Source organism: Microbacterium gorillae, assembly GCF_050990725.1.
GTDB lineage: Bacteria > Actinomycetota > Actinomycetes > Actinomycetales > Microbacteriaceae > Microbacterium > Microbacterium gorillae_A.
Genome location: NZ_CP158844.1, coordinates 1058274 through 1074995, shown reverse-complemented (window position 1 = coordinate 1074995; position 16722 = coordinate 1058274). Strand labels below are relative to the sequence as shown.

Sequence of the window (16722 nt, the reverse complement as noted above, 5' to 3'; positions counted from 1 at the left end):
CGTCACATCTCCACGATGCCCCATGGCGAGTCGTAGGCGGCGGGGTCGGCCAGCAGCTCCAGGAACGGGGTGGCCGGGAACGCCTCGGGCCCGAGCACGCCGGTGCCGCTCCATACTCCCGTCGCGAGCAGCTCCAGCGCGACGATCGGGTTGACCGCCGTCTGCCACACCACGGCCTGGGAGCCGTCGCGCGCCATCGAATCGGCGTTGTCCACCACGTGATACAGGTAGGTCGACCGGGGCTGGCCGTCGCGACCGATCCCCGTGACATGGATGCCGGCGCAGGTCTTGCCGTGCATCCGATCGCCCAGGGTGGCGGGATCCGGAAGGCTCGCGGCGACCACATCGCGCGGCGACACCTGCCCGCCCCGCACCGTCACCTTCTCCGTCTTGTCCAGGCCCAGCTTGTGCAGCGTGCGCAGCACCTCGATGAACTCCGACCCCAGTCCGTACTTGAACGTGACCTTGCGCGCCTTGGTCCAGCGCGGCATGAGAAGGACCTCCTCGTGCTCCACATTGACGCACTCCACCGGCCCGATGCCCTCCGGGAAGTCGAACACCTCCGGCTCGCTGAAGGGCTCAGTGGTGTACCAGCGACCGTCCTCATAGACCACGGGCGGGTTGAGGCACTCCTCGATGGTGGTCCAGATGGAGAACGAGGGAGCGAAGTCGTACCCGTCGACGGTGAGATTGGCACCGTCACGCACACCGATCTCGTCGATGCTCTGAAACAGCTCATCCTCCGCGTAGCGTGCGAAGACATCCGCGAGCCCCGGCTCCACGCCGATGCCCACCAACGCGAGCCGCCCCGCGGCCTCCCAGTCGTCGGCGAGGGCGAACTGCTCATCGCCCAGCTTCACGCCGGGCAGGCTGAACGGCTGCTCCGGGTGCGGGTGCGACAGGCTCATCGCCATATCGAGGTAGGTCGCTCCGGCGGCGAACGCGCCGCGGAAGATCGGCATGACGAATCGCGGGTCCACCGCATTCAGCACGTGCGTGATGTCGTGCTCCCGGATGAGATCCGCCACCGATCCCTCGTCCGAGGCGTCCACCCGTGCCGCGCTGAAGCGATCATCGCCCAGCTCGGCCACCAGCTGTGCGGGTCGTGCCGGGTCGTAGTCGGCGAGGACGATCGCCTCGTAGAAGTCCCGTCGTTTCGCGATGCGCGCGGCAGCAGAGCCGACACCACCCGACCCCAGAATCAAAATTCGCATGTGTCGTCCCTCCCGCACGCTGTCGTGCGTTTCGTCCTACCAGGCCCCGCCCGAAGTGAGACCGCCGTCAACCGAACGCTCCAGCCCGTACTCGTCCTCCGGAACGAGAACCTCGGTGTCCTCGTTCAGCGACTCGCCGCGGAAGAAGGGTCGAGACTCGCTGAAGCGCGACCACACCAGCATCAGCAGTACGCCCAGCAACAGGGAACCCAGACCGATCACGAACGCGCCGCCGACGCCGAACAGCGTCGTGTAGCCGTAGTCCACGTCCCACATGTCGATCAGCGACTGCACGAACGCGTAAGTGAGCATCAGGGCGCCAAGCAGCGGGAAGATCCCCTTGAACCAGAGATCGCGCGCGGAGCGGGACAGCTCGCGGCGGAAGAACCAGACGCAGGCGAAGCCCGTGATCGCGTAGTAGAACGCAATGGCGAGGCCCAGCGACAGGATCGAATCCTGCAGGATGTTGTCGCTGATCAGCGTCATGCCCACGTAGTAAACCGTGGCCGCGATGCCCATCATGAGCGTGGAGAACGAGGGCGTCCGGAACTTCGGGTGCACGTTCTCGAAACGACTCGGCAGCGCCTTGTAGACCGCCATCGCCAGGGTGCCGCGTGCGGTCGGCAGGATCGTGGTCTGCGTCGACGACACCGCCGAGACCAGGACCGCGATCACCAGCACGAAACCGAGCGGGCCGAGCAGCGGATCACGCAGCACCAGGAAGATGTCGTCCTGATTGTCGGGGTTGCCCAGGCCCACACCGCTCTCCCCCAGGCCCGCATAGGCCATGGCTGCAACGGTCACGGCGACATAGGTGCCGACCAGGACGATGCAGGTGAGCACCGCGGCACGGCCGGGAATACGCTTGGGGTCCTTCGTCTCCTCGTTGAGGGCCAGGCAGGTGTCCCATCCCCAGTAGATGAACAGGCACAGCAGCACGGCTTCGATGAAGCCCGAGTACGACTCGAACCCGAACGGATTGAACCAGCTCAGCTCCGGCGTGGCCCCGCTCTCGGCCTGTCCCGTGGAGATCTTCCAGACCGCCGCGATCACGAACAGCGCGAGAGCGACGTACTGGACGATGAGCAGGATGTTCTGGATCCGCTCGCCGAGCTCCACACCGCGGTAGCTGACATAGGTCATGGCCGCGATGAAGACGACTCCGGTGAGGGTCACCACGACCGTGTTGTCCGCGAGCGAGCCGTCGCCGATGAGCAGCCAGAAGTAGATCCCCGCCACCTGTGAGAGGTTCGCCAGCACGATGATGCCCGCGATCGCGACACCCCAGCCGCCCATCCACCCGAGGATCGGGCCGAACGCCTTCGTCGCCCAGGTGAAGGTGGTGCCGCAGTCCGGTACGCGGTTGTTCAGCTCGCGATAGGCGAAGGCGATGAACAGCATTGGCACGAACGCGATGATGAAGGCGATAGGTGCCTGCGCGCCGACCGCCGCCACCACGAACCCGAGCGTCGCGACCAGCGAGTACACCGGTGCCGTCGAGGCGAGACCGATGACGGTGGATCCCCACAGCCCGAGTTTCGCGACGGCAAGGCCCTTGCCGGTGGGTGGACCGGGAACCGCGCCATTCTCTGAGCGCGCGGGACCGGCGCTGCCGCCGGTCGCATCGGGTTGCGACGTCATGGCGCGACGGTAGCGGTTCGCGCGCAGCCGCGTCAATGGTTCGCCCGCCCCGGGTGCGGCGATCAGTCCTGCTTTCGAGCGCGCGACGGCTGCACGCGCGGCGGCTCATCCGGCATCTTCGGGAACTCGGGAGGGAAGGGCATCTCACCGAGGCCCGCGTCCAGGTCGCGCTGCCACCACTCCAGGAGCGTGTCGATCCGGCCCGGCTTCTCGTGGAATCGCGCCCAGGGGTCGCCGATCTCCGCGATGCGCGCGGGAACGGTGCGCACCGTGAACGCGGTCGGGTCGACCTCATCCAGCTCGTCCCAGGTGATCGGCGTCGACACGGTGGCGGTCGGCAGCGCGCGGGGGCTGTACGCACCGGCCATCGTGCGGTCGCGATTGGCCTGGTTGAAGTCGATGAAGATGCGCTCGCCGCGCTCTTCCTTCCACCAGGCGGTCGTGACGCGGTCGGGCATCCGCCGCTCGAGCTCGCGTCCCGCCGCGATCACCGCGTGACGGACATCGAGGAACTCGTGCGTGGGCTCGATCGGACAGAACAGGTGGATCCCGCGGTTTCCGCTGGTCTTGATCCAGGACTCGAGCCCCGCTTCGCTCAGCACGGAACGCATGCCGTGAGCGGCATGAACCGCGTCGGCGAAGGCGGTGCCGGGCTGCGGGTCCAGATCGATGCGCAGCTCGACGGGGTTGTCGGTGTTGCCCGCGAGCGAGGCCCAGGGGTGGAAGACCACGGTGTTCATCTGGACCGCCCAGACGATCGCCGCGGCCTCGGTGAGCACGAGCTGCGGGTGCACCCGCCCCGAGTTGTAGCGGACGGAGACAGCACCTACGAAGTCGGGGGTGCCCTTCGGCGGGTTCTTGGAGAAGAAGCTCTCCCCGTCGATCGCCCCGGGGAATCGCTCCAGCGACACCGGCCGGTCCCCGTTTGCGGCGAGGAACGGCCCCGACACCGCGATGACGTACTCGGCGAGCTCGTGCTTCGTGATTCCGACCGCGGGGAACACCTCCCGATTCGGGCTCGACAGCGACACCTCCCGATCACCCTCGGGTCCGGGAACGGTCAGCGTGATGCGCTCGGAGGCCATACCCGCACCCTACGCGTCACCCTCTCCCCGCGAAACACCCAAGCAAGGACGAGAAACCGTGCGTTTAGCGTGACCCGCGTTTCGTGGAGTTGGTGTCTCGTTTCCTTTCTGCCGGTTACGCGGCGATGAGTTCTGTCAGCTTTTCGGCTGGGGTGGCGTAGTCCAGGCTCTGGTGTCGTCGCGCGGTGTTGAAGTACTGGATGTAGTCCGCGACGGCGTTCGTGGCCTGCGCCCGGGTGGTGAAGCGCTGCCAGCGGAGTCGTTCCTGCTTCAGCTTGGAGAAGAACGACTCGGCGACAGCGTTATCCCAGCACTGGAAGTTCTTGCCCATCGACCTTCGGATGCTGTGCTTGCGGCAGAACCCTGCGAATCGCTTCGACCGGTATTGGGTGCCGTGATCGGAGTGGAAGATCGCGTTCTCCTTGACGTGCCCGCTGCGCAACGCTCGTCGCAACGCTGTCACGACCAGCTCCGCGGTCTGTCTGGCACCCGATGCCCACCCGATCACCGAACGTGAGGCCAGATCGATGACAGTGGCGACATAGAGCCATCCTTCATCGGTACGGACGTAGGTGATGTCGCCGACGAGCACCATTCCCGGCTCCAGCACGTCGGAGAAGTGACGGTCGACGAGGTCCTCCGGGTCGGCGCTCGCCCGGGCCCGGGCCGCGGCCCGCTCGAACGCCGCCTCGGTGGCTCGGGGCATCAGCTTCATCGCCTTCATCGCCTTCAGGACGCTCTTCGGGTTCACGGGCAAGCCGTGATCTATCCTCAGGTCAGCGGCGATCTTGCGGTGCCCAACGGTATACAAGGACCGCACGAACAGGCCGAGCACTTTCGCGTGCAACACCGCCCGCCACTGCGCTGTCGCCGACAGCGGTCGCGTCTTCCAGGCGTGGTACCCCGACTCGGAGACACCGAACTTGCGGCACAGGTACTGGATGGAGAAATCAGCCTTCATTCGATCGATCACCGCGAACCATTCCGCCGGCGAGAGATCTCCTGAACGAAGGCGCGCGCTTTTTTCTCGAAGTCGAGTTCCTTGCGCAGTCGAGCGTTCTCCTCCTCCAACTTCCGCACACGCTTGCGCGCAGCATCCGTCAACGTCCCCGACGGATCCAGCTCGATATCACGAGCCGTCCGCACCCACCGATACAGCGTCTGAAACGGAACCCCGAGATCATCCGCGACCGCACGAATCGTGCGCCCCCTCGACTCCCGATAGATCCGCACCGCCTCCGCACGCTGATCCGGATGCCACTGCTGACCCTTGCGTCGCTCAGGACGCTTCCCCTGCTCTTCCATAAATCACCTGAGACACAGCCTCCACCATCCGCGGGTCACCGCAGATGCGAGGTTTCTCGGACTTGCTTGGGTGTTTCGGGACGTCAGGACGCGGGGGTCAGCAGCGGCGCGAGCTGCTCGCGCGTCAGACGCAGGTTGGGGCCCGCGGGGTCCAGGATCACGCCGGACACGCCGGAGTTGTCGGCCAGAGCCTTGACCAGCGCATCGGCGGCGAAGGGCGCGGCCTGCTCACCACGTCCGAGCGCCACCACCTCGAGCGGGTGCGTGAACAGTTGGAGCAGGCGTCGGCCGTCGGAGGTGTGCGCCTCGGCCACCCCGAAGCGGGGAGTGCCGTCCTCGTTGTCGCCGGCGCGGCCGACGGCCACCCAGACGCGACCCTCGCGCAGCGCCTCGACGACAGCTGCGGAAGTCTCCTCCGTGCGCTCGCCGGCGATGAGGGACTTGACCGAGAACGTCGGGTCGCACTCCCCCATCACGCGCTCGATGAGATCGCGCGGCACGACGGCGCGCGCGGTTCCGGAGAAGTTGTCGATCACGAGCCCGGCGAACTCGTTCGCGAGCACGTGGCGCAGCACGAGCGCGGCGGGCTGGCCGATGGCGCTGGTGCCGGTGTCGCCGTCCGCCTCGACGGCCTGCTGCAGCGCACGACCCGAGCTGAAGGCGAGCATGTAGTTCTCGTCGCCGTTGCGGATCACGCCCAGCTGGAGATCCTCGCCGGCTTCGACCTGCTGGCGGGCGTCGCCCTTCACGCGCAGGAAAAGGTGACCCTGCAGCGCCTGGCGGAACACACCGAGAAGCTCGGCGCCCGTGGGTCCCTCGCCGAGGCGCGCAAGAGCGTCGCGCAGCACGGCATTGTCTCGAAGACCCGGCACCGTCTCCAGGTCCGTCGGCGGCTCGTCCGCCGCGAACGGCAGCGCCACCGTGCCATCGGCATTGTGTCCGGGAGCGACAACCGGAACCGCCGCGGGCTGAGCCGGCTGTGCGGCCGGTTTGGGCTGCGGCGCACCCGCGCCGAGACCCCCGAAGGACGAGACGCTGATGTTGACGTGCGGAACAGGCTCCGCCGGAGTCTGCGCGGCTTGCTCCTCCGCCTCGACGGTCGCCGCCGATTCCTCGGGCGCGACCGATGCGTCGGGCGTGGACGGAGTGTTCTTTCGGCGCGAGAAGAGAGCCATGCGCCCAGCCTAACCGGCACATCACCGGGTCGGCTTCCGCGCTCGTCATCGGGCGACGGTATCGGGGCAAGACCCCCGGCGCTCATGAGGGGCACCGGGGGCCTCGGCTACGGTCGGACGCGACTCGGCGATCGATGGCGAGGCACCCCTGCCCGCACGATCGCGAAGGTCCGCCACCGCAACACCGCTCCCGCACTTCGCCCGCTCATGCGGACGATACCGAGGGCCGGGTCGGGAGCGACCGAGGAAGAGGATCGGTTGAACGGGTACGACAGCGGAGCGCACGAATCCCCCGATGTGTGCACTGCTGTGTTGCTGTCCATCCCCCGAAGCCTTCCCCCGTTCGAGGATAACTCGCGTCGGATGATTTATCCCTGATCATCGGGAAGATTAAGTATGCACGATGCACACTTGGTTCGTATCAGAGCTTCTCGATCGGGGCGATCTTGATGAGCAGCTTCTTGGCTCCGGCGGTGTCGAACCGAACGTGCGCGATGCGCTTGGCGCCCTCACCGGTCACCGCGTCCACGCGCCCCTCGCCGAAGTCATCGTGACGGATGCGGTCCCCCGGGGCGAGCTCGAGTTCACCGTTGTCGCGCACCCGAGCGGTGACGCGGTTGGCGAACTTGTCGAAGTTGGTGGACTTCGGGCCGAAGCCCGCGCTTTCGCTGCGTCCGAGCGGCTTCGGACCGAATCCACCCGAACTGCGCCGCGCGTTCAGCGCACGCGACTGCGTGCCGCCGCGGGAGTTGACGTCACCCGGCGACTGGCGCCAGTGCAGCAGCTCCGCAGGAATCTCCTGCAGGAAGCGACTCGGCATCGCCACCGTCACCTCGCCGAACTGCGCGCGGGTCATCGCCAGAGTGATGAACAGCCGCTTCCGAGCTCGCGTGATGCCGACGTAGAACAGTCGACGCTCCTCCTGCGGCCCGCCCGGCTCGCCCGCGGAGATGCGGTGCGGGATGAGGTCTTCCTCCACGCCCGTGAGGAACACCGCGTCGTACTCCAGCCCCTTCGCCGTGTGCAGGGTCATCAGCGAGACGACACCCGACTCGTCGTCGAGGTCGTCCGCGTCGGAGACCAGAGCCACATCGGCGAGGAAGTCGCTGATCGCCCCGTCGGGGTTGTTGCGTGCGAACTCCCGAGCGACCGCGACGAACTCGTCGAGGTTCTCCAGTCGCGCCTCGTCCTGCGGGTCCTTGCTGAGGCGCAGCATGTCGAAGTAGCCCGACTTCTCCAGCAGCAGCGTGAGCCCCTCCGCAACCGACGTGGGCGGCGGCACTTCGCCGTCCGCGGGCATCAGGATCTCCGATGCCTCCAGCAGCACGGCGTCGAGGTGCGCGATGGCGGACTGGATCTTCGGCCCGACGCCCAACTGTGTCGCATTGGCGAGCGCATCCCGGAAGGTGATGTTGTGCTCGGCGGCGAACCGCGCGATGGCCGTCTCGGTGACATCACCGATCCCTCGACGGGGTCGGTTCAGAATGCGGCGCAGAGCCATCTCGTCCGCCGGGTTCGCGACGGCGATGAGATACGCCAGCGCGTCCTTGATCTCGGCACGCTCGTAGAACTTGGTGCCGCCCATGATCTTGTACGGCACGGCGGAGCGGATGAAGATCTCCTCCAGCGCACGCGACTGCGAGTTGGTCCGGTAGAACACCGCCATCTCGCCGTAGGGCATGCCATCACGACGCAGTCGATCGATCTCATCAGCCACGAACTGCGCCTCGTCGTGCTGCGAATAGCCGGTGAAGCCGAGGATCTGCTCCCCCGCGCCGACGTCGGTCCACAGCTTCTTGTCGCGACGGTCGAAGTTGTTGCTGATGACGGCGTTGGCCGCCGACAGGATGGTCTGGGTGGAGCGGTAGTTCTGCTCCAGCAGCACCACCTTCGCTCCCGGGTAGTCGCGCTCGAACTCCGTGATGTTGCGGATGTCGGCACCACGGAACGCGTAGATCGACTGGTCGGAGTCACCCACGACGGTGAGTGAGGACGGCGCGGTATCGGCGGAGTCTCCGGGTGCCTCGAAGATCATCATCCCGCCCGAGGAGAACGGCTCGGGCGCACCGATCGGCTTGGTGAGCTCGCGGATCAGGGAGTACTGCGCGTGGTTGGTGTCCTGGTACTCGTCGACCAGGATGTGCCGGAAGCGGCGACGGTACTGGTCGGCGATGTGCGGGAATGCCCGGAACAGGTAGACGGTCTGTCCGATGAGATCGTCGAAGTCGAACGCGTTGGCCTTCTGCAGCGAGCGCTGGTAGTCGGTGAACACCTCGACGAACACCCGCTCGGCCGGGTCGTTCATATTGGCATCACGGGCGTAGGACTCGGCGTCCTGCAGCTCGTTCTTGAGCTTGGAGATGCGCGACTGCACCGAGGAGGGCGTGTGACCGAACGCGTCCGCCTCGTGTTCTTTTACGAGCCGCTTGATGAGCGCGCGGGAATCGCCGGAATCGTAGATGGTGAACGACGAGGTGAAGCCGAACTGCGACGCCTCCCGCCGCAGGATCCGAACGCACGCCGAGTGGAAGGTGGAGATCCACATGCCGCGCGCCGTGTCGCCGAGGATGCTCGCGACGCGCTCGCGCATCTCGGCGGCCGCCTTGTTGGTGAAGGTGATCGCGAGGATCTGGCTGGGATACGCATCGCGCGAGCGCAGCAGGTGTGCGACGCGGTGGGTGAGCACGCGCGTCTTTCCGGAGCCGGCTCCGGCGATGATCAGGAGAGCGGGTCCGCGGTACTCCACGGCAGCGCGCTGCGGCGGGTTCAGCCCATCAAGGAGCGGATCTGCGTGGCCGGAATCCCGGCCGAGGACAACGGGCTGCTGTTCGGTCATGGCCTGACAAGTCTAGGCGGGGGCTCGGACATCGGATCCGCGTCCGCCGTCGCCCGATGGATGTCCGATGCCGCCGCTACCCTGGTGCGATGTCCTTGACCGCGATGCGCGCTCCGGCGTTCCGCTGGTTCTTCCTGGCGCGCGCCCTGCAGATGATCACGGCGGCGATGTCTTCGGTGGCGTTCGCCTTCGCCGTGCTGTCCGTGGACAACGCGCCGCTCGCGCTGTCCATCGTGATGACCTGCCTCACGGCCAGCACCGTGGTGTTCCTCCTCCTGGGCGGTGTGGTGGCCGATCGGCTGCCGCGCGCGCTCGTGATCCAGACCTGCTACGTGGTGAACGTCCTCACCGTCGGCGTCACGGCCACCATGCTGTTCACCGGCACGGCCACCGTTGCCTCCCTCGCGGTCACGGCGGTCGTTGCCGGTGCCACCAGCGCGTTCGTGATGCCCTCGATGCAGGGCATCATCCCGCAGCTCGTCCCGCACGAGGCGCTGCAGCAGGCGAACGCGATGCTGTCGTTCGTGCGATCGCTGGTCACCATCGGCGGGCCGGTGATCGCGGGGCTCGTGGTGGCGCTGTCCAGCCCCGCGTGGGCTTTCGTCATCGAGGGCATCGGTCTGGTGGTGGCCATCCCGCTGCTCGCGATGGTGCGGCTGCCTCCGCCCGCGCGCTCGAACACGAATCTGTTCACCGATCTGCGCGTCGGATGGAGCGAGTTCCGCAGCCGCACGTGGCTCTGGGTCATCGTCGTGGCGTTCGGCCTCCTGAATGCGCTGGAGATCGGGGCCTGGTCGGTGGGTGGTCCGTTCATCGCGAAGAACAATCCGCTGCTGGGCGTGCAGGGCTGGGGGTGGGTGCTGGGAGCCCTCGGCGTCGGCACCCTCGTGACCACCCTGGTGCTGATGTGGCTGCCGCTGTCTCGACCGCTGCGTCTCGGCATGATCGGCATGGTCGCCGTGGCCCTTCCGATGCTCCTGCTCGGCACCCATCCGGCCGTGGTTCCGCTGATGATCGCCGCCTTCATCGCGGGAGCGGGACTTGAGATCTTCAACACCGGATGGAATGTGGCAATGATGGAGAACGTCCCGGGGGATGTGCTCTCCCGCGTCTCCAGCTACGACATGCTGGGCAGCTATCTCGCGATGCCGCTCGGCACCATGCTGTTCGGATGGCTCCTGACCGCCGGGGACCCGGCCACAGTGATCACCATCTCCGGAATCATCTACGCGGTGATCGCGATTCTGACACTCTGCGTGCCGAGCGTCTGGCGCATGGGCCGCATCCACGGCGACGCGGCAGCCACCCCGGCCGCCTGATCAGCCGACGACTTCGGCGCGGGAGGGGGCGCGACGCAGCACGAGCCCCGTTGCGAGCAGCGCGATCCCGAGGATCGTGGGAACCCACACCAGCAGGGCCGGTGCACGCAGCTCGACGATGCTGTCGGCCCAGGGCGATCCGAACCGCTCCGGCCCCAGTGCGAGCGTGAGCACGGCGAAGAACACGATGGCGGCGCCGGCTGCGGCCAGCACCACACCGGTGGCGCGGCGCGCGCCGTACTGCTGGGCGGCGGCGCCTCCCACCGCCACCAGCATCCAGCCGATGAGCCCGAAGCTCACGGTGAACACGAGGACGCGCAGCGGGAACGATGCCCACGCCGCGACCCACGCCGCACCGGGGCCCGCCACCGACATCACGAGAAGATCCGCAGCGCACTGGAACACCACGACGCCTCCGATGGCGGCGATGACCGCCCACGGTGAACGTGGAAGGACGAGCACGGCGGCAACCGCCGCGAACAGGATCCACGACAGCGACAGGATAAGCGCCGGCGACGCGGGGAGGAAGGCGGCCTGGACGGCACGGGTGGCGATCAGCAGACCACCGGGGACGATCAGCATGAGGGCGCGATCGAACGGGAGCAGGCCCAGCAGGGACTCCCGCGCGCGCCAGGGGCGCGTTGCCGCCAGCCACGTGGAGCGGGCCGCCGCGGCACCTGGTCGACGCACGAGCGCCGTGCGTGTAGCGAGGATGCCGATGATGAGCCACGCCGCGGTGGGTATCAACAGGATGCGCGCTGCCCACGCCATCGATGCGTCGCGTTCCGCCCGCGCGGGATCGAGCATCGCGCCACTGTGGACCGTGACGATTCCGTCGAGAAGTGCGGCCACCACACCGCATCCCAGAGCGAGTCCGGCGACGATCACGAGAGCTCGGATGCCTCGTGTTCTCGCCGTTGTCATGTCGAGATGCTACTCCGGATCCTTCTCAGCGCTCGCTGTGAGCCGGGTCGCCGGCGCTGTCAGAGCAGCCGTCGGGCGCTCGCCCAGGCCGTGAGCTCATGGCGCGAGGACAACTGCAGCTTGCGCAGCACGGCGGACACGTGGGTCTCCACGGTCTTGATGGAGATGAACAGCTCGGCGGCCACTTCCTTGTAGGCGTACCCGCGGGCGATCAGTCGCATGACCTCCTGCTCGCGGCCGGAGAGTCGATCGAGTTCATCGTCCGCGCGTGCCGTCTCTCCGCTCATCGCGCCGAAGGCGTCGAGCACGAACCCGGCCAGACGCGGCGAGAAGACCGCATCTCCCGAGGCGACCGCACGGGCACCGGCGCTCACATCACCGCCGCTCGATCCCTTGGTGATGTAGCCGCGGGCGCCGGCACGGATGACGCGCACGACGTCCTCCGCAGCGTCCGAGACGCTGAGCGCCAGGTATCGCGTCTCCGGCGACAGCGGCAGCGCCTGCTGCAGCACGGCTTCCCCGCCGGTGATATCGCCGACGGCTCCGGGGAGGTGCACGTCCAGCAGCACCACATCGGGACGGGTGGCGGCGATCACCGCGACGGCGCCGGGGACGTCTCCGGCCTCGCCGACGACCTCGACGCCCGAGTCCAGATCGGCCCGCAGGCCCGAGCGGAAGATCGAGTGGTCATCCACGATCACCACGCGCAGAACGTCGGTCATGGGGTCCTCCCCTCGGACATGCCGTTCGAGGCATGCGAATTGTCGCGCCGCAGCGCCAAACGGATCTGGGTTCCGGCACCTCCCGCGCCGGGGAGCACCTGCGCCGATCCGCCGGCGCGCCGCATACGACCGATGATGGACTGCCGCACGCCGAGCCGGTCCGCGGGAACGCCGTCGAGGGAGAAACCGGGTCCGCGATCGCGAACGTAGACCTCGACCGCATCCCCCCGGCCCTCGATGTACACCGAGACCTCGCCGCCGGCATGGCGAGCGGCGTTCAGCATCGCCTCTCGGGCGGCCGCGGCCAGATCGCCGCTCGCACGTTCCGTGCTGGTGCCGGCCGCAACCACGTCGATGCGCACCGGGTAGTCGAGCTCCAGCGCGGCGGCGTAATCGCGCAGGTCGGTGGGCAGATCGCTGTCCGCGGGCTCGTCGCCGTCATACAGCCAGCTGCGCAGCTCCCGTTCCTGCGCGCGAGCCAGTCGTGCTGCCTCGCTGGAGGCACCCGCGCGGTTCTGTATGAGGGCCAGAGTCTGCAGCACGGAATCGTGGAGGTGCGCGGCCATCTCGCTGCGCTGCTCCTCGCGGATGCGCGTGATCCGCTCGTTCGACGCCTCGCGCAGACGCGTCACCAGAATCGGCGCATAGATGACGCCGAGCGCGATCACGGCGAGCATCGAGCACACGAGGGCCGAGACGCTGCGCTGCCCGATGGTCACCCAGCCGTCGGTGATCAGAACGGCCACCAGGACGAGAGCCGCGGTCCCGCGCACGAGGGTCACGTGGCGCGCCCCACGGTCGGGATCGTTGGCGTCCAGGAAGCCGGCCCAGAGGGCACCACCGACAGTGACGGTCATCGCAAGGATCGAGCACCAGAACCATTCGCTCTGATACGGACCGGTGGTGCCGACCATCCAGGCCGCGAGCGCAGCGAGGATGCCACCGGTGCCGACGAGCGCCCACGCTGCGGGCATGCTGCGCGTCACGCGATTGTCTTGCGCGACCTCACCGGTGGCGGTGCGCGCGGTGTCGGCGAGGGGGACGAGCGCCCACAGCCACCCGTAGAGGAGGAGTCCCGCGCCGCTCACGAAGGAAAGCAGCACGAAGAGGATGCGCACCGTGCCGACGTTCCAGCCGAGGTGCGCGGCGAGGCCGTCGGCGACGCCCGCGAGCTGCTGCCGCCTGCTGCGACGCAGCGGCGGGCGTGCGGCCGCGCGAGCGGGTGCGACGCCCGCCGGCACGGCGGAGGCGGGCTGGGTGGAGGCAGGCGCGGTGGAGGTGGGCATGGCGCGCTGCGGCGGCAGGGGTGCGGGCGGGCGCGCCGCGTTCCCCGGGCGCACCGGCCCCGAGGGAACAGCGGTCATGTGCCCATCACATCACAAGGCGAGATGTTCTGGCGGGCTCGGACCGGGCGAATCAGGGACGCGTCAGGGGCATCCCCCATGGCGCGTGCGCCGCGGACGGCGGCACAGTGGAGAGCATGACCGACAATCCTGCTTCGTCACCGACACCGCCTCCCCCGTACCCGGGTGCTCCCGGCGCGAGTGGCGACGGTTCCGCACCGCGCGGCGCAGGCGGCGGCTTCTTCGGCTGGCTTCGGACGCTGGGTCTGGTCCGCGGAGACGCCTGGGTCGGTGGCGTGTGCGGCGGGATTGCGGCACGGCTGGGCATCGACCCGCTGATCGTGCGAGGGATCTTCGTCGTGGCAGCCGTTCTCGGTCTGCCCATGGTGCTGGCCTACGCGATCCTGTGGGCGGTCCTCCCCGACCGCGACGGTGTCATCCACCTGGAGAATCTGTTCCACGGCCGCCTCGAGCCTCCGATGATCGCCGCGCTGGTGATCGTCCTGCTCAGCTTCGTGCCGGTCACCCCCTGGCTCGGCAACCTGCTGCTGTGGTCGGGTGGGTCGTTGGGCGGGATCTACGACATCGGCGGAGCGCTGAGCGTACTGTGGCGTGGTCTCCTCGTGCTGGCGTTGATCGGCCTCGTGATCGTCGCGATCGTGGCCATCGCCCGCCGGCCGCGACGACGCGGACATGAGGGTGCGCCCACGTTCGACCCCTATGGACCGACTGGCCCTGGTGCGGCGGGATACGACCCGCGGGGCTTCGGTGCCGCACCCGCCGGTGGCGCGGTTCCGTACGCCGGAACGGCGCCCCACCCGACCCCATACGCGGCCGCAACGCCAGATGCAACGCACATGGATGGTGCGTGGCCCGTGCCCCGCCTGGACACCCCGGCGCCCACCGCTGCAACACTCGTCTCTGATTCGAATGGCACGGTCTCCGCACCCGCCGGCGCCTCGATTCCTGTGGCACCGGTTCGGGATGACACCGCAGTCGATGCCGCCTCCGACGACGAGATCTCACCGAGCACGGAGACTGGCGAGCAGACGGCCACCGCTGGTGAACATGTCGTTGACGACCACTCCTCCACTGCGACCGGTGATGCGGCGACCGATGATGTTGAGCCGGCCGGAGAGCCTGGCGCACCAGTTCTCGATCCCACCCCGCCCGCATGGCATGAGGCCGCCGCCGCGACGGCACCCGTGTCCGGCACGTCGTCCGCCCCGGGCGCCCACGGTTCTCAGCACACATCGGCGCCCGGCGCAGCGCCGGTGGCGACCGAGCCATATGACACCTGGCGTCAGCAGCAAGACCAGTGGCGCACCGAGCACGACGCGTGGCGTCAGCAGCAGCGCGACGCGGAACGGATCGCGCGCGAGCAGGCCCGAGCCGAGTCCGCGGCCGCGGCCGCACAGGCCAACCGCGAGTACCAGGAGGCGCGTGCGCGACGCCGCGCATCCCGACCGCGCACCGCGCTCTGGTACGTCGCGCTCACCCTCGGTGTCATGGCCGTGGCCGGTGCCGCTGTGGCGCTCGTGGCCGCTCCCCGGGGCACGATGATGGCCGCGACGCTCGCGTTCCTGGCGGCAACCGCGGTGGGTGCCATCGCGATGATCGTGGCGGGCATCGCGCGGCGACGCAGCGGTTTCATCACCTTCCTGACGATCACCAGCCTGGTGATCGCCGGCGGAACGCTCGTGCCCGCGCTCTCGGTGGGACGGCCGTGGAGTGGATCAGAGGTGGCACGGGTGGATGGGCAGGTCCTGCTGCCGCTCGGCAACGCGATGATCGGCGGACCCGATCCCTCGGATCAGAGCTACCTGCAGTCCTTCGGATTCACCAACATCTGGCTGACTCCATGGTTGGCCAACGATGAGCAGTACGCCCTCGTGAATCCCGAGCCCACACCCACTGCGACCACCGCGCCGGCACCGTCTTCGACACCCGAGCCGTCTGCGAGCGCTGCGCAGCCGTCGCTGATCGCTCCGACGCGGGGCGGGTCGATCACCCTCGAAAAGGGAGGCGAGGGCGACACGCAGATAGACCTGGAAGCCGGGATGATCGTGACCTTCACCATCACGGCTGCGTCGCTTGACATCGGCGGGTACGAGGCCGACGAGAACGGCGGCTATGTCGCAGAGGTGCCGCGCCTCACCCCACCGACGCCCCTGACCAACGACGACGGAACGTACACCTGGACGTTCACCCTCGACACACTGGCCGAGTCGCCGCTGATCACTGGCGAACCCACCTCACATGCGCGTGGTTCCGTGATGACCGATGTGACCATCACCCAGCAGGATGATGTCTGGATCAACGCCGGACTCATGCCGGAGAGGAAGCGATGATGACCACCGACAATCCCACCACCGAAGCCCCCGAAGAGGAGCCCGGTGACGCGGCCAGAGCCGGCAACGCCGCGGCAGCGCCGCAGGTTGAGAACGCGCCAGGTTCACAGCCGCAGGGCGAGTTGGCTCCATCGCAAGCCGCGACACCGACCTCGGCTTCAACGGAAGGCGTGATCTCGTCGACGGTCTCCACACCGTTCGTCCCGCCGGTCTCTCCACCCGTTGATTCGCGAGAGCCGGTCGTCCCCGCCGTCGCTGAGGCACCGCGCACGCGGTGGGGCGGGATCATCTGGGGCCTGGTCTTCCTCGCCCTCGCCGGTGTCGGCTTCTGGTCGACCACCGTCCTGTCCGCCGACTTCCTGGCGGACATCTGGTTGCGCATCACTCCCCTCGCCGTGGGGGCGGGGATGGTGCTCATCGTCGGAGCGATCGCGCTGCTGTGTGCACTCGTCGCGCTCGCCCGACACCTCCAGCGGCGATCCGCCGCGCAACGGTCGCCCTTCTGACGCGGCCACGGGCGGATGCGGTTCAGGGCCCGCATCCGCCCCACTTCCCCTCGTGGGTCCCGTCACGTGCCGTCACGGTCGGTGATCCTTCGTCACTCACGCTCCTCAGCGCTCACCGCGAGCTAGCGTGGGGACATCGCGGCGGTCCGGGTGGTTCCGGGCACCGGCTCATACCCGGTTGTGCAGCGGGTTCGACTCCCGCCGTCGCGTCGAGAGCTCGAGCGACCAGTGTCACCGCAGTTCCGGCACCCGACCACCGCAGTATGGGCGAACCCGCACCGCAGGACATGTCAACCCGCCC

At 68.2% G+C, this 16722-nt stretch carries 13 protein-coding genes and 1 tRNA gene; 4 read left to right on the top strand and 10 right to left on the bottom strand.

The genetic code is table 11. The features are described 5' to 3' along the window. Positions 1-2: 2 nt before the first annotated feature. The 7 genes from ABTV68_RS04690 to ABTV68_RS04660 all read right to left on the bottom strand — a co-directional run bounded on the left by ABTV68_RS04690 (position 3) and on the right by ABTV68_RS04660 (position 9256). Complete coding sequence (locus ABTV68_RS04690; protein ID WP_433676458.1) at positions 3-1214, bottom strand: saccharopine dehydrogenase family protein; 1212 nt, start codon at positions 1212-1214, stop codon at positions 3-5. A 36-nt stretch (positions 1215-1250) separates the two neighbouring features. After that, positions 1251-2855 carry an amino acid permease gene (locus tag ABTV68_RS04685; protein WP_433676457.1) on the bottom strand — a complete coding sequence of 535 codons (1605 nt, stop codon included), beginning with the start codon at positions 2853-2855 and terminating at the stop codon, positions 1251-1253. A gap of 62 nt (positions 2856-2917) precedes the next feature. Next, positions 2918-3940, bottom strand: a complete 1023-nt coding sequence (ligD, locus tag ABTV68_RS04680) for a non-homologous end-joining DNA ligase (RefSeq protein WP_433676456.1) — start codon at positions 3938-3940, stop codon at positions 2918-2920. A gap of 115 nt (positions 3941-4055) precedes the next feature. Beyond that, on the bottom strand, positions 4056-4901 hold the full coding sequence (locus ABTV68_RS04675; protein WP_433674138.1) for an IS3 family transposase: 846 nt from the start codon (positions 4899-4901) through the stop codon (positions 4056-4058). Positions 4902-4909: 8 nt separating this feature from the next. Continuing rightward, entirely contained in the window at positions 4910-5245 is a 336-nt protein-coding gene (locus ABTV68_RS04670; protein WP_433674139.1) for a transposase, read from the bottom strand. An 83-nt stretch (positions 5246-5328) separates the two neighbouring features. After that, positions 5329-6420, bottom strand: a complete 1092-nt coding sequence (locus ABTV68_RS04665) for an SseB family protein (RefSeq protein WP_433676455.1) — start codon at positions 6418-6420, stop codon at positions 5329-5331. A 421-nt stretch (positions 6421-6841) separates the two neighbouring features. After that, positions 6842-9256: an ATP-dependent helicase gene (locus ABTV68_RS04660; RefSeq protein ID WP_433676454.1), complete on the bottom strand. Its 2415-nt coding sequence runs from the start codon at positions 9254-9256 to the stop codon at positions 6842-6844. Positions 9257-9345: 89 nt separating this feature from the next. On the opposite strand from ABTV68_RS04660, the gene ABTV68_RS04655 reads away from it, so the two are divergent. Continuing rightward, positions 9346-10575 (top strand): MFS transporter, encoded by a 1230-nt coding sequence (locus ABTV68_RS04655; RefSeq protein ID WP_433676453.1) that lies wholly within the window; start codon positions 9346-9348, stop codon positions 10573-10575. On the opposite strand, the gene ABTV68_RS04650 is transcribed toward ABTV68_RS04655, so the two are convergent. The 3 genes from ABTV68_RS04650 to ABTV68_RS04640 are packed head-to-tail and all read right to left on the bottom strand — an operon-like array spanning position 10576 to position 13585. Next, positions 10576-11499 carry a hypothetical protein gene (locus ABTV68_RS04650; protein WP_433676452.1) on the bottom strand — a complete coding sequence of 308 codons (924 nt, stop codon included), beginning with the start codon at positions 11497-11499 and terminating at the stop codon, positions 10576-10578. 59 nt (positions 11500-11558) lie between these two features. After that, positions 11559-12221 (bottom strand): LuxR C-terminal-related transcriptional regulator, encoded by a 663-nt coding sequence (locus ABTV68_RS04645; RefSeq protein WP_433676451.1) that lies wholly within the window; start codon positions 12219-12221, stop codon positions 11559-11561. Next, entirely contained in the window at positions 12218-13585 is a 1368-nt protein-coding gene (locus tag ABTV68_RS04640) for a PspC domain-containing protein (protein ID WP_433676450.1), read from the bottom strand. The genes ABTV68_RS04645 and ABTV68_RS04640 overlap by 4 nt, the downstream gene beginning before the upstream one ends. 116 nt (positions 13586-13701) lie before the next feature. Here ABTV68_RS04640 and ABTV68_RS04635 point away from each other — a divergent pair, with 116 nt between their 5' ends. From ABTV68_RS04635 to ABTV68_RS04625, 3 genes are all read left to right on the top strand, one after another. After that, the gene (locus ABTV68_RS04635) at positions 13702-15915 is read left to right on the top strand and encodes a PspC domain-containing protein (RefSeq protein WP_433676449.1); all 2214 of its coding nucleotides are present in this window, start codon (positions 13702-13704) and stop codon (positions 15913-15915) included. Next, positions 15915-16421 (top strand): hypothetical protein, encoded by a 507-nt coding sequence (locus tag ABTV68_RS04630; protein ID WP_433676448.1) that lies wholly within the window; start codon positions 15915-15917, stop codon positions 16419-16421. The genes ABTV68_RS04635 and ABTV68_RS04630 overlap by 1 nt, the downstream gene beginning before the upstream one ends. A gap of 137 nt (positions 16422-16558) precedes the next feature. Beyond that, a tRNA-Met gene (locus ABTV68_RS04625) sits at positions 16559-16631 on the top strand. Positions 16632-16722 lie beyond the last annotated feature (91 nt).